Source organism: Bacillus sp. NTK034, from assembly GCF_017303275.1.
Classification (GTDB): Bacteria; Bacillota; Bacilli; order Bacillales; family Cytobacillaceae; genus Cytobacillus.
The window spans coordinates 183,311-196,374 of sequence record NZ_JAFKOJ010000004.1 but is presented as its reverse complement, the minus strand read 5'-3'; the positions used below and the strand labels follow the sequence as shown (position 1 = coordinate 196,374).

Genomic DNA, 13,064 nt, shown 5'->3' with positions numbered 1-13,064 from the left:
TAACATCATAAGTTGTCAAAATAACGGAAAAAATTATTACAGTTTCTTTTCAATCCCTTAACTATTGTTACTTTTTTCCTGAGTTTCATTAATATCCTAGCGTTTTCTTCGCTCAATCGACGAATTTTTCCTTCTTTTTTCATATTGCATTCAATCGATTCATGTCAAAAATTGTCTTGCTCAGCATAAGCTGCTAGAAAAATAACCTCTCATATATTGTTTATTCATTCACCTTAATGCAGTTAGCTGATTTGCTTTCCAGGATGCTCGCTTTCCGCTCCAATCAACTAAGCGGTTATTAAACAAATAGCAGCATACCTTACGATAAGAGAAATAATAAAAACGTCCTGCTGAACAGAACGTTTTCATTTAATCCTATTATTTCTTGCCTGCTAGCCAGGATGCTACAGCAGAAGCTTCTTCTCCCTGAAGCAAGCCTTTAGGCATAGCCCCTTTACCGTTAGCAATTGTGTTTTCAATATCTTCCTGTGATAGGCTGGCACCAATTTTATCAAGTGCAGGCCCTACACCGCCTTCAAGATTTGCACCGTGGCAGCTTGAACATTTCTGTTCATAAAGCTTTTGTGCATCACCGGCGTCAGCAGTATCAGTCGTTGTTTCACCGCCGCCGTTTGTAGCAGTGTCCTTGTCTTCAGCCGCATCGTCACCGCCGCCGCAGGCTGCAAGAACTAAAGATGTACCCATCAGTAATGCCAGTAGCTTCTTTTTCACCTATAATTCCCCCTCAGGAAAAAATACTAAGTACAGCTATATTATACCAACACTATGCTCGTTTGAAACCCTCGCCCAACACCTCGGAAGCATCCGTAACAATGATAAATGCAGTAGGATCAATGGTTTGAACCAGTTGTTTCAATTTTGTGAACTCCGTCTGATCCACCACACACATGAGGACTGGACGTTCATGGTCGGTATAACCACCGTATGCTGATAGTTTTGTCACACCGCGGTCAATTTTATTCAAAATTCCTTCACGAACTTCACTTTGTTTTTCCGTAATGATTAATGCCATCTTTGTCCGGCTGAATCCAAGCTGTATGAGATCGATTGTTTTGCTTGTTACATATAAGGCAATCAAGGCATAAAGCCCTTGCTCTATGTCAAAAATAATCGCAGCTGACAGTACGATCAATCCATCGATTATCGCTACACAAGTTCCAAGGGACAAACCTGTATACTTGTTAATAATCTGTGCTGCAAGGTCTGTCCCTCCAGTTGATGCTTTACCCCGAAATACAATACCTAAACCCAGGCCAACGCCAATTCCGCCAAACAAAGAAGCCAGCAGGGGATCAGATGTCCATGGCTCATAATCTTTTGTAAGAAAAACAACAAACGGCAGAAATATTGTACCAGCCAGAGTTTTCGCCCCAAATTGTTTTCCGAGCAAAAGCACACCTGCAATAAAAAGCGGTATATTAAATGCCCACTGTACATATGCGGGCTCCCAGCCAGCCACCGCATCCAGGATCGTACTGATCCCGCTTACTCCTCCTGATGCAATTCGGTTGGGAAGTAAAAACATATTAAACGCAATCGCCACTATTCCTGAACCTATTAAAACATATAAGTACTCCAGCAATTTCTCCGCCTTTGTACTATAAGTATATCCTCTTCTATTCTTGGCCATTTCTTCTCCCTCCGGTGTCCCGATCTATGCAGAATTAAGTTCATATTCCATTTTTACCGTCAGTGAGTATAGCATGGAGTCTGGAGCCTGTAAATGCCATTAGACTGCCGTATTAAAGGACTCTGCTCTGCCTATCCATTATGTTGCGATAAAAGCGTTCAATTTATCATGCGATTTTAATGTGTGATATGTTTATGAACATTAGTCCACAAAGCTCTTAAGCAGCTTAATCTTCAGCATGAAATTATGCTGCATGTGGTATAATGTCGAAAAGGAGGTGAGAAAAATGGAGAAGATTCTTAATGAAATTTTGAGTACACTGAAAGAACATTCCAAGAGGTTTGATGGAATTGATGAGAAGTTCGTTTCGATTGATCAGAGGTTTGATTCGATTGATCATGAATTTGCTGATGTTAAACACAGACTCGGGAATGTTGAGAACAGAATTGATAAAGTTGATAGCAGACTCGGGAATGTTGATAGCAGACTTGGGAATGTTGATAGCAGACTCGGGAATGTTGATAGCAGACTCGGGAATGTTGATAGCAGACTTGGGAATGTTGAAAGCAGACTTGGGAATGTTGAAAATAGTGTTGAAAGACTTTCTGAACAGATTGAGAACAATGCCACCGAATTCAGAAGCCATTTTAAGCATATTGAAACGAAGTTAGATCAGCATGAAGAGACGTTCGATGTTATTTCGGATGCTTTGAAGGGCACAAAAATTGATATCGAACACCTTAGTAAAAAAAGCGGAGTCCACGAAACCGAAATTAATCAACTCAAAAAGCGCATCCACTCCTAAAGCAATCCCCATTCACCGGCTAGCTCAGTTATAATCCAATAAAAAAACAAGCCTATGCCGGCCACATGCCAGCATAGGCTATTTTACATATTAATCCTGAGGCAAAATCAATTTTGATCGCAAATATGCATTAATAAACAAATCCAGGTCGCCGTCCATAACTCCCTGGACGTTGCCGACTTCCGTGTTGGTGCGGTGGTCTTTTACCATAGAATACGGGTGGAAGACATAGGAGCGGATCTGGCTTCCCCAGCCGATGTCTTTTTGCTCGCCGCGGATTTCAGCCAATTCTGCTTCCTGCTCTTCGATTTTCTTTTGATAGAGCTTAGCTTGCAGCATTTTCATGGCACGTTCGCGGTTTTTGATCTGGGAACGCTCTGTCTGGCACGTTACCACGACATTTGTCGGCAAGTGGGTGATACGGACAGCAGAATCGGTCGTGTTGATATGCTGACCGCCGGCGCCGCTTGCACGGTATGTGTCGATTTTCAGATCTTCAGTACGGATGTCGATTTCAATTTCGTCATTGAACTCCGGCATCACTTCACAGGATACGAATGAAGTATGACGGCGGCCCGAAGAGTCGAATGGAGAAATCCTTACAAGACGGTGCACGCCTTTTTCAGCCTTTAAGTACCCGTAAGCGTTATGGCCCTTAATGCTAAGGGTAACACTCTTGATGCCTGCTTCATCTCCTGGCAGGTAATCAAGTGTTTCAACCTTGAAGCCTTTCTTTTCCGCCCAGCGTGTATACATGCGAAGCAGCATGCTGCCCCAGTCCTGTGACTCGGTTCCGCCTGCACCCGGATGCAGTTCAAGAATGGCATTGTTCTTATCATATTCTTCGCTTAAAAGAAGCTGAAGCTCGAAATCGTTCAGGCGCTTCACTAAGTCCTTGAGCTCTCCCTCTAGATCTGCCTGCAATTCTGCGTCGCTCTCTTCTTTTACCAGCTCATAAGTTAATTCCAGATTCTCAAACGTTTCGTATAAATCGTGGAATTCAACTACCTGTTCTTTCAGTGAGTTTGATTCACTGATAACAATCTGTGCCGCCTGCTGGTCATCCCAAAATCCGGGCTGCAGCATGACATCATCAAGCTCAGCGATGCGCGCCTCTTTGTTTTCTAAGTCAAAGAGACCCCCTAAAGTCCGCTAAAATCTTAGCTGTTTTTTCAAGTTCATTGCGAATATCTGCTAATTCCATTTTGATCACCTCAAAAATTATTTTTTTCATATTATAGCGTGATTATCTATTAAAGCCATACTTTCATTGTAAGGCTTCAAAGTTTCCCCAAAGAGAGAAGCCGGCACTGTTGCCGGCTCTTGGTTTATTTTAAGTGAGAAATAAATTTTTAACGTCGATAACTGTCTAGCTCCAGCGCCTACCCCCTCGAGATGTCGGGGGTGGGCAAGGCGCTTCCGCTTTTCTATTCTGCACCACAGCAGTTTTTATATTTCTTGCCGCTGCCGCAGATGCATGGGTCGTTGCGTCCAACGTCCATCTGCTTGACGACAGGCTTTTTCTTAACCTTTTCACCGTCTTCTTTCGGGTTGACGGCCTGGCCTTTGGCCACTTCCTGACGCTCGAGGTTGTTGCGGATTTCGGCTTTCATGATGTACTTCGCAACATCTTCTTCGATGGAAGCAATCATGTTTTCAAACATCGCAAATCCTTCTCCCTGGTACTCGCGGAGCGGATCTGTCTGGCCATAAGCACGCAGGTGGATTCCCTGGCGAAGCTGATCCATTGCGTCAATGTGATCCATCCATTTAGAGTCAACTGCACGAAGCACGATGACTTTCTCAAATTCACGCATTTGCTCAGGGCTCAGCATTTCCTCTTTTTCATTGTAGCGTTCTTTAACCTTGGCAAAAATGGTTTCGGCGATTTCCTCTGTATCCTTGCCGCGGATATCATTAACGGTTAGGTCGCCTTCATTTAGAAGGTTTCCATTTACATAGTCAATGATGCCCTGCAGGTTCCAGTTTTCCTCGTCTTCATGTCCAGGTGCATACCCTTCCACATTGCGCTGGATGCTGGTCATAATCATCTTTTCAACAATCTCTCTCAAGTTCTCAGACTCCAGAACTTCGTTGCGCTGACCGTAAAGAATTTCACGCTGCTGACGGAGAACATCGTCGTAGGAAAGAAGCTGCTTACGCGCATCAAAGTTGTTGCCCTCAACGCGTTTTTGCGCAGATTCAACGGCTCTTGAAACCATTTTACTCTGAATCGGCTGAGTGTCATCCATTCCAAGGCGCTCCATCATCGATTTCATATTGTCAGAACCGAATCGGCGCATCAATTCATCTTCCATGGAAAGATAGAATTGCGTGACACCCGGGTCTCCCTGACGTCCGGAACGTCCGCGGAGCTGGTTATCAATACGTCTGCTTTCATGACGCTCTGTACCAACGACACATAAGCCGCCAAGCTCCTTTACGCCTTCTCCAAGCTTGATATCCGTACCGCGCCCTGCCATGTTAGTCGCGATTGTCACAGCACCCTGCTTACCGGCATCCAGGATAATTTCCGCCTCACGTCCATGGTTCTTCGCGTTTAGAACATTATGCGGAACACCTTTTTTGCTCAGGTATTTAGAGATGATTTCTGATGTTTCGATAGCCACTGTACCGACTAGCACAGGCTGTCCTTTTTTGTGGCGATCAGCAATATCTTCCACAACCGCACGGAATTTTCCATCCATTGTTGCATAAATTAAATCAGGACGGTCATCACGGGCGATCGGACGGTTTGTCGGAATCACAATAACGTTCATATTGTAGATATTGCGGAATTCCTCTTCTTCCGTTTTCGCCGTACCAGTCATACCGGCAAGCTTTTCATACATACGGAAATAGTTCTGGAATGTGATCGTTGCAAGTGTCATGCTTTCGTTCTGGATTTCCAGGCCTTCCTTAGCTTCGATGGCCTGGTGGAGTCCATCACTGTAGCGGCGGCCCTTCATCAGACGGCCGGTAAATTGGTCAACGATGACGATTTCGCCTTCCTGCACAACATAATCGACATCCAGATGCATGCTGGAATGTGCCTTTAATGCCTGTGTAATATGGTGGTTAAGTGCAACATGAGAAATGTCAAAAAGGTTATCGATTCCAAAAGCCTTCTCTGCTTTAGTCATCCCTTCTTCTGTCAGCTGCACACCCTTTGTTTTTTCATCATATGTGAAGTCTTCATCTTTTTTCAGGCGGCTGACAAAGGCATTAGCCTGGATATAAAGCTGAGTGGACTTTTGTGCTGAACCTGAAATGATCAGCGGTGTACGTGCTTCATCAATGAGGATGGAGTCCACTTCATCAATTACGGCATAGTGCAGCGGGCGCTGAACCTTCTGCTCTTTGTAGAGAACCATGTTATCGCGAAGGTAATCGAACCCAAGCTCGTTGTTTGTGCTGTATGTGATATCGGCAGCATATGCTGCTTGTTTTTCTTCTTTGGAAAGCCCATTTAAGTTCAAGCCGACAGTCAGGCCCAGGAATTCGTAAAGCTGGCCCATTTCAGTGGCATCACGGCTCGCAAGGTATTCGTTGACTGTAACTACGTGGACACCCTTGCCTGTTAGGGCATTGAGGTAAACCGGCATCGTTGCAGTCAGGGTTTTACCTTCACCGGTTTTCATCTCTGAAATATTTCCGTCATGAAGGGAAATCCCCCCCATTAACTGAACCGGATAAGGATATAAGCCAAGAACGCGCTTTGCTGCTTCGCGTACAACCGCAAAGGCTTCAGTCAGCATATCATCGACGGTTTCGCCCTTTTGGTAGCGGGCTTTGAATTCTTCCGTTTTCTCGCGCAGCTGCTCGTCCGATAATTTTTCCATATCAGATGCAAGTGCTTCAATTTGTTCTGCCATTCTGGTGAGACGTTTTATTTCGCGTTTATTTTGATCAAACACTTTATTTAAAATCCCAAGCATAAAAACGCTCCTTTATGTTGGATATGACAGCACAAGTGCCCTGTTGATGACTCAAGGCGCCGGAACTATGCATATCTAAATTCAAAGTCTATTTAAGCATAGGTAGTTAAAGATTCGCTTCTTTTCGGCGGAATCCTCCCATGAAAATTCACATTATTTCTTATTAATATTACCACTTTGGGAGGGGGGTGACAACTTATGCCACATGCGGGCTATTCCAGATCCTTAATTTGCTGATAGTCTGGTTTCGGTAAATACACTCTACCTTTTTTTGAACCGGAACACCGCAGTTTGCTTGCTGAAAGAAGTTTTTTGGCTATATCTCCTGAAGAAATGTGAAGAAAACTGCAGATTTGTCTATTATTCAATGGAGAATCATTGTTGAGAAGGAATAAGTCCATAAGAGCTGAAATGTGAGCATTTTTCTCTTTGGTTTGACATTTGGTACAAAACCAAGTCCCATAATGGCGCTTCATGGGATATGATGAACAAACTCTGCAGATGACGCCTGTTTGTATTTCGGATGTTGAGATTTCGTAATGCTTTAGGATATCAAAACTTTTTGGGGTATGATCTTTTAGAAGAGAGCGGGAGATTTTCTTCATATGTTTTGGTGATAGGTCTTCTTTTTTATGAGCGGCCTTTATTTTCTCAATACTTTTCAGAAGGAATTGAACATGAAGAACTCTTTGGAGCATTTTCACGTGGCCTGGAGCGGTTTTAAGAATGGTAGAGGGTTTGCTGATGATGATGATGAAAAACTCAACGGGAATATTGATATTGCGTTTCAACAGCCATTTTTCCATTTCAGAACATTGTACTCTGGCTTGCTCTATCGGATTTGGATAGCCTTTGACTTCTCCTTTAGTATTTGTTTGGATTAATTGATTGAAATCAGGATCGAAGTATAAGGTTCCGCCATAGTTTTTCACTTCTAAAATTAAAGCAAAAGCGGGATGTAAGATGAGCGTGTCTATCTGAAAAAAATGCTTCCCACTTGAGAGACGAAGGTCATGGAAGATTAAAAACTCTTTTTCCGGCAGTTTACTTAAGTGGAAGTCAATTGCCTGCTCGCCTTTATATCCTGCTATTCTCCTGGTTTGTTCTGATTCGATAACTAACCGCTTTGGATGATTTTTCGCAATTCTCTTCAGCAATGCGTGATTTTTTTGTATTCTGATGGGGATAAATCGGTCTTTTTCAATCAAAAGCACCACTCCTTTTTAGGTTTGAAGATAGAATTCGTTTACGGATGCAAATTTTCCTGCTTTTTGATTCATTTTCAATATAGAGTAAGTATATCGGTCACTTTGCCAGGTTTATCGGTTACTTTCTGGATATATCGGTCAGATTTCCGTTATATCGGTCAGTCCGCGCCAGAACCACATTCTCTCCAAAAAAAAGAGAGAGCAAAAATGCTCTCCTTTTTATGAATTCGACGATTCAATCAGTTCAATAATGGTTTTCTCAACAGCATCATAAATTTCACCATAATAAGTGGAGACACGGTTCGTATTGATTCCGTATTTCTCTCCAAATTCCTTCTGAGTGAGATTTTCCTTTGTAGGCGCTATCGTACTCACTAGGTATCGAAGACCTGCAACATAGTTGTCAGGCTTTTTGACCTGTTTGCCGGTTTTTGTCAGATACTCCATCCAGAGTGAAATCCCCATCCCGACAAGCCATGGTTCCTCACCTGCTTCTGTCATGTCGTCCCGGAACATATCGGCCACCTGCTGTGCCCCCTTAGATGGCCAGTCGAAATTGTCCATAGATGGAACGGCCAATGATTTTGGCGTGTCATTCATCAGGTCAACGAAGTATTCAGCCAGGTATTCTTCAGGATCATCGTATTTTGCATCTTCAAAGGAATACTGGATATAGTCTGCAAACTGTGCCGCTTTTTCTCCCGGCAGATCGAAAATAGCCGGAAACGCTACATACTCTTCTCCATAAGGAAGAAGCATGGCGAAGGCAAAGTTTCCTTCATGAACTTCCATATCACCAAATAGTGAGATATTGTAAACCTTCCCGGTCAGGCAATCTTTAATGGCTGCTTTATCTTCAGACACCTCGGTTAGTATCCCAGTTGCCGCTTTACTGTCTGTCCACGATTTTAAAATGTTTTTTAAGCGCGGACGGGCAACGGCCGGTAATTTTGCATGAATAAACTCATCCATAATAGAGTCCATATCTTCCAGCGTTCCAAAAAGAATGTACCAAAAAGAGTGTACAAATTCATAAAACTCTTTTTCCTCAGGTTCAATGTCTTCAAGGATATCAAGAAGATCCATGAAATCTTCTTTTATGTCATCTGCAAAATGAGTAAGCGCATAGGCCCTTACTTCCTTTTGAAGTTCAAGAACTTCGTGATTCAAAACATCCTTAATTGAAACTGCATCTTTGCTGCCGCAGCACTTTTTATATTTTTTTCCGCTCCCGCATGGGCACGGTTCGTTTCTGCTTACTTTTACTGTTGACATTTTATAAATCTCTCCTACCAAAATTCGTTTAACTCTACTATCCTAACATTTATCAGCAGTTTAGGCATTAAACAAGCGGATTTAAACATTTGGCAGGTTAAGGAAGCCGGGATTGCGTGCTTTTTTGAATTGAGTTAGCTGATTTCGGTCACTACATCACTTTTATCGGTCAGTATTTTATTTTATCGGTCACTTTCCAGTTATATCGGTCACATTTTCCCTTTTATCGGTCAGTTTTCCAATATATCGGTCAGTTCGCGTCCTAACAGCTTTCCAGCATGCACATAGTAAAAACACAAAAAAACGAAGAGCTCTACTCTCCGCTTTTCCATTTTCACTTATTTTTCATATACGCCAAGACATCCAAATCAATTTTCCCCGCAACCTGCACGCGGGCTTCGAAATTTTCGGTATGAATAAAGGCAGTTAATGCTTTCATAAGATGATCATGACTCTGACCAGCCTCTAAATAATCGAGCCGAGTTAATTCCCGGACAAGCTCCTCTTTTATCTCACCTTCAATTGCCGTAACCCTTTCAGCCTTTGACGGCGCAAAATATAGCTGCTGCAGATGATAAATTCGAATCAATTCGGTAATCGGCTCCGGATGGTCATCGACCCGCAAGTCTATGTAGCGGTCGTTAAACCCTCCGTATCCGCCAGCTTCTTTCACTACAAGAAGGGCTGCGGATTGCTGTCCGCGGCTGTCACCGCCGGCTGCCTGGCCTGCATTCAAGGCGGCAAGCAAGCGCTCAGCCAGAGAGCCGTCCGTGCTGATAAAAGTCTGGCCCATTGCCTGAACGGTTTTTTCATCCACTAGGATGTTGCCCTGCGCGGCAAAGTGAGGTCCGGTTATTCCTCCAGCCCAATTATAGCAGCCATCCCCTGTGAACGTTGCCGGGTTCCCCATGGCATCCAGCAGTCCGACCTGACGGAGCTCTTTTTCAGGATCATCTTTGGTAATGATTTCAAGTGCTTCCTCAGCCGTTTTACCTTCTTCCATCAATTGCAATGCACGCGGTCCATATGAAGTATTCGCGTAGGACTGAGTCGCAACGGCTCCGATACCTGCTTTTGCAAATGGCACTACTGCACCAACGCCGAGAAATTTCGATTGAACTGCGATTCCCCATTCTTTTTCCTTTGGATCATATCCAACGATGGAAAATGTCATATAAAAAATCCTCCCCTATCCTAAAACAAGCCCCCCGTAAACGAGCGCTCCGGCGATAACATAAGCCGGATGGACTTTAAGCCTTTCCATCAGGAAAAAGCTAAGCAGTCCGATGAAAAGTGTCTGCAGGATCCCGACACCCTCGTAAGCTGAGAAAAAGAAATCATACGTCATGATGCCAAGCAAAACCGCGATAACTGGCCGGATATAAGTAGTCATCCGCTTGACGCGCGGTGATTCCTTATACTTCATAAGAAGTCCGAGCAGTGTAATCATCAGTATCAGCGATGGAGCTACAGTTGCGAATACCCCCACGATTGCTCCGAGGATTCCTCCCTGTTCATAGCCAATATAGCCGGCCATTTTCGTTGCAATCGGTCCCGGCAGAGCATTGCCCATTGCCAGCATTTCACTGAATTCATTTGTTGTGAGCCATCCATAATGATCGACCACTTCATTCTCAACTAACGGAATGGATGCTGGTCCCCCGCCGTATCCAAGAATCCCCGGAATGAAGAATGCCAAGAATATCTGAACGTAAATCATGCGAGATTCCTCTCCTTTTTCTTCGCTTCATTTTTTTCAGCTTTATCCTTTTTCAGGAGAGCGGCTGCCAGCAAAACAAAAATGATGATAGCCGGATGGATGTTCACAAATTCCAGAAGCACCAGGCTTGCCGCAACAAAAAGCAATGTCCAGCCCCAGCCGAGTGATGATTTCGAAGACTTTTTAACAAAGTCCCAGGTGAGTGTTGCCAGCATAACTGCCACTACTGGAACGACTGCCTTTGTCATGCCCGCTACCCAAAGCTGGTCTTTAAATGTATTTAACGCGGTAAGAAGAATAATCATAAGGACAATAGTTGGAACCATCGTTGCCACTAACGCATTAACCATGCCAAGAATGCCGCCAACACGATAGCCGATGTAGCCGGCCATTTTTGTGGCAATCGGACCAGGGAGTGCGTTGCCAAGCGCCAGCACATCGCCAAATTCATCCGTATCCATCCATTTATATTTATCAACAACTTCTTTATGGACAAGCGGAATGGATGACGGGCCGCCTCCATATCCCAGAATGCCCACTCGGAAAAAAGCCATAAAGATGTCAGCCTGCTTCATGATGCCACCACCTCTTTTCAATTTGAAGGTACTCAACTCAGGAAAAAGCAGGTGAAGGAGCGGCCATTTTTTCCGCTCCTCAGTACCTTTTATATGGTTATTTTACTCTTATATGCGTGCTGCTTCCTCATTTTTTATTACCAGGCGGCGATTGATCCATCTGTGCGTGCTTCCGTTCCGCCCATAAGCACGCCTGTTTTTGGGTCTCGCCAGATAATCTGGCCGCGGCCGAATCCGCCAGTATCAACGGTTACCTCGATTTGATGGCCTTTGCGCACCAAAGCCTGTGCAATATGATTAGGGAAGTGCGGTTCCACCTGGACCCTTTTCCCTTCAATCCACTGCCATCTTGGCGCATCAAGGGCTGCCTGCGGATTCAAATGGAAATCCACTGTATTCATGACCACCTGCATATGCCCCTGCGGCTGCATATAGCCTCCCATCACACCAAACGGTCCAACTGCTTCGCCGTCTTTTGTCAGGAATCCAGGGATAATTGTGTGGTACGTTTTCTTGCCGGGCTTCAGTGCATTATGGTGCTCCGGATCAAGAGAGAAGTCGTGTCCGCGATTCTGTAGGGCAATTCCCGTTCCCGGAACGACGAGCCCGGATCCAAAGCCCATATAGTTGCTTTGGATGAAGGATACCATATTGCCTTCGCCGTCGGCTGTTGCCAGATAAACCGTACCTCCTCGCGGCGGCTGGTATGGCTGTGGAGTCAGAGCCCCGCCGGCAATCTCGCTGCGGCGGGATTCACCGTACTCCTCTGAAAGCAATTCTTCAACTGTCACTCTCATTTCCGCAGGATCCGTAATAAATGCCTTTCCGTCAGTAAAAGCTAACTTCATCGCTTCAATTTGTTTGTGATATGTATCAACCGTTTCTTTATCGCGGAATTCAAAGCCTTTAGCGATATTTAAGCCCAAGAGAGCGACGAGCCCCTGGCCGTTCGGCGGGATTTCCCAGACATCATATCCGCGGTAATGAACTTTGATGGGATCTACCCATTCCGCCTTGTAATCAGCGAGGTCTTCCTTTGATAGGAATGCATTGTATTTTTTTGAAAAGGCATCGATCTTTTCAGCAATTTCCCCGCGGTAAAAGCTTTCGCCGCCTGTTTCGGCAATAGCTCTTAAAGTGGAAGCATGGCCTTCTGAACGCCAAATCTCGCCAATTTCAGGAGCCCTGCCATCTGGAGCAAAGGTTTTAAACCAATGCTGGAATTCGTCATCCGTCAGAATCTGCTTAAACTTTTTATAAGCAACCTGCCAGTACTTGCCGAGAATCGGTGTTAAAGGATAGCCTTTTTCAGCATAATCAATTGCGGGCTGAAGGACATCCTTTAACGGAAGCTTGCCGAAACGCTTGGAAAGCTCAGCCCACGCGGATGGAGCACCAGGTACCGTTACCGGCACCCAGCCGTGCGTCGGCATTTTTTCGATGCCTCTTTCCTTTAATGCTTCGATGGAAATGGACTTTGGTGCAGGGCCGCTTGCATTCAATCCATGAAGCTCCCCTTTCGTCCAGACCAGTGCAAATGCGTCGCCGCCGATCCCGTTTGATGTCGGTTCAACCACTGTAAGAGCAGCTGCTGCTGCAATGGCTGCATCTATGGCATTTCCGCCTTTTTTCATGATATCTAATCCAGCCTGTGCCGCAAGCGGCTGGGAAGTAGCCACCATGCCGTTATTGGCCATGACGGTCGTTCGCTGTGATGGGTATGGGTGGTTGTGGAAATCAAAGTTCATGGAGTTCACCTCTAATATTATTTACGCTTCTATAGTTCTGATTATAGCAAATTATTAGACTATTAATGTTTTAATTCAATAAAAATTTCGGATCGTGAAGTATCTTCGATGAAAGGAGCCGTACCCAAATGGCTACAGCTCCTT

Annotated in this window: 11 protein-coding genes; 1 reads left to right on the top strand and 10 read right to left on the bottom strand. The window is 44.6% G+C overall.

Features of this window, described 5'->3' with window-relative positions:
- Nucleotides 1-378: 378 nt before the first annotated feature.
- Both cccB and JI665_RS13880 read right to left on the bottom strand, forming a co-directional pair.
- Nucleotides 379-732 carry a cytochrome c551 gene (cccB, locus tag JI665_RS13885; RefSeq protein WP_019383351.1) on the bottom strand — a complete coding sequence of 118 codons (354 nt, stop codon included), beginning with the start codon at nucleotides 730-732 and terminating at the stop codon, nucleotides 379-381.
- Nucleotides 733-784: 52 nt separating this feature from the next.
- The gene (locus JI665_RS13880; RefSeq protein WP_206840125.1) at nucleotides 785-1,651 is read right to left on the bottom strand and encodes a YitT family protein; all 867 of its coding nucleotides are present in this window, start codon (nucleotides 1,649-1,651) and stop codon (nucleotides 785-787) included.
- 286 nt (nucleotides 1,652-1,937) lie between these two features.
- On the opposite strand from JI665_RS13880, the gene JI665_RS13875 reads away from it, so the two are divergent.
- Complete coding sequence (locus tag JI665_RS13875; RefSeq protein WP_206840124.1) at nucleotides 1,938-2,456, top strand: hypothetical protein; 519 nt, start codon at nucleotides 1,938-1,940, stop codon at nucleotides 2,454-2,456.
- 90 nt (nucleotides 2,457-2,546) lie between these two features.
- On the opposite strand, the gene prfB is transcribed toward JI665_RS13875, so the two are convergent.
- The 8 genes from prfB to JI665_RS13835 form a co-directional block, all read right to left on the bottom strand.
- Nucleotides 2,547-3,660 (bottom strand): peptide chain release factor 2 gene (gene prfB / locus JI665_RS13870; RefSeq protein ID WP_206840122.1). Its coding sequence is split into 2 segments (ribosomal slippage): nucleotides 2,547-3,587 and nucleotides 3,589-3,660, totalling 1,113 coding nucleotides; the frame shifts between segments, so codons are not numbered across the junction.
- Nucleotides 3,661-3,883: 223 nt separating this feature from the next.
- Entirely contained in the window at nucleotides 3,884-6,394 is a 2,511-nt protein-coding gene (gene secA, locus JI665_RS13865) for a preprotein translocase subunit SecA (RefSeq protein ID WP_206840121.1), read from the bottom strand.
- 212 nt (nucleotides 6,395-6,606) lie between these two features.
- Nucleotides 6,607-7,602: a nuclease-related domain-containing protein gene (locus JI665_RS13860; RefSeq protein ID WP_206840119.1), complete on the bottom strand. Its 996-nt coding sequence runs from the start codon at nucleotides 7,600-7,602 to the stop codon at nucleotides 6,607-6,609.
- Nucleotides 7,603-7,821: 219 nt separating this feature from the next.
- Nucleotides 7,822-8,877, bottom strand: coding sequence for a YecA family protein (locus JI665_RS13855; RefSeq protein ID WP_206840117.1), 1,056 nt, complete (start codon nucleotides 8,875-8,877; stop codon nucleotides 7,822-7,824).
- A gap of 334 nt (nucleotides 8,878-9,211) precedes the next feature.
- Complete coding sequence (locus JI665_RS13850; protein WP_206840115.1) at nucleotides 9,212-10,051, bottom strand: DUF1028 domain-containing protein; 840 nt, start codon at nucleotides 10,049-10,051, stop codon at nucleotides 9,212-9,214.
- 15 nt (nucleotides 10,052-10,066) lie between these two features.
- Entirely contained in the window at nucleotides 10,067-10,597 is a 531-nt protein-coding gene (locus JI665_RS13845; protein WP_206840114.1) for a chromate transporter, read from the bottom strand.
- A complete protein-coding gene (locus JI665_RS13840) occupies nucleotides 10,594-11,172 on the bottom strand; it encodes a chromate transporter (protein WP_206840112.1) in 579 nt (192 codons plus the stop codon). The genes JI665_RS13845 and JI665_RS13840 overlap by 4 nt, the downstream gene beginning before the upstream one ends.
- 137 nt (nucleotides 11,173-11,309) lie before the next feature.
- Nucleotides 11,310-12,920 carry a gamma-glutamyltransferase family protein gene (locus JI665_RS13835; protein WP_206840111.1) on the bottom strand — a complete coding sequence of 537 codons (1,611 nt, stop codon included), beginning with the start codon at nucleotides 12,918-12,920 and terminating at the stop codon, nucleotides 11,310-11,312.
- Between the last annotated feature and the right edge of the window lie 144 nt (nucleotides 12,921-13,064).

Excerpts from the sequence above, each read along its gene's own strand:
- JI665_RS13855 (WP_206840117.1), bottom strand. The coding sequence starts at position 8,877 with ATGTCAACAGTAAAAGTAAGCAGAAACGAACCGTGCCCATGCGGGAGC.
- JI665_RS13845 (WP_206840114.1), bottom strand. The coding sequence starts at position 10,597 with ATGATTTACGTTCAGATATTCTTGGCATTCTTCATTCCGGGGATTCTT.
- JI665_RS13880 (WP_206840125.1), bottom strand. The coding sequence starts at position 1,651 with ATGGCCAAGAATAGAAGAGGATATACTTATAGTACAAAGGCGGAGAAA.
- JI665_RS13850 (WP_206840115.1), bottom strand. The coding sequence starts at position 10,051 with ATGACATTTTCCATCGTTGGATATGATCCAAAGGAAAAAGAATGGGGA.
- JI665_RS13840 (WP_206840112.1), bottom strand. The coding sequence starts at position 11,172 with ATGAAGCAGGCTGACATCTTTATGGCTTTTTTCCGAGTGGGCATTCTG.
- secA (WP_206840121.1), bottom strand. The coding sequence starts at position 6,394 with ATGCTTGGGATTTTAAATAAAGTGTTTGATCAAAATAAACGCGAAATA.
- JI665_RS13835 (WP_206840111.1), bottom strand. The coding sequence starts at position 12,920 with ATGAACTTTGATTTCCACAACCACCCATACCCATCACAGCGAACGACC.
- JI665_RS13875 (WP_206840124.1), top strand. The coding sequence starts at position 1,938 with ATGGAGAAGATTCTTAATGAAATTTTGAGTACACTGAAAGAACATTCC.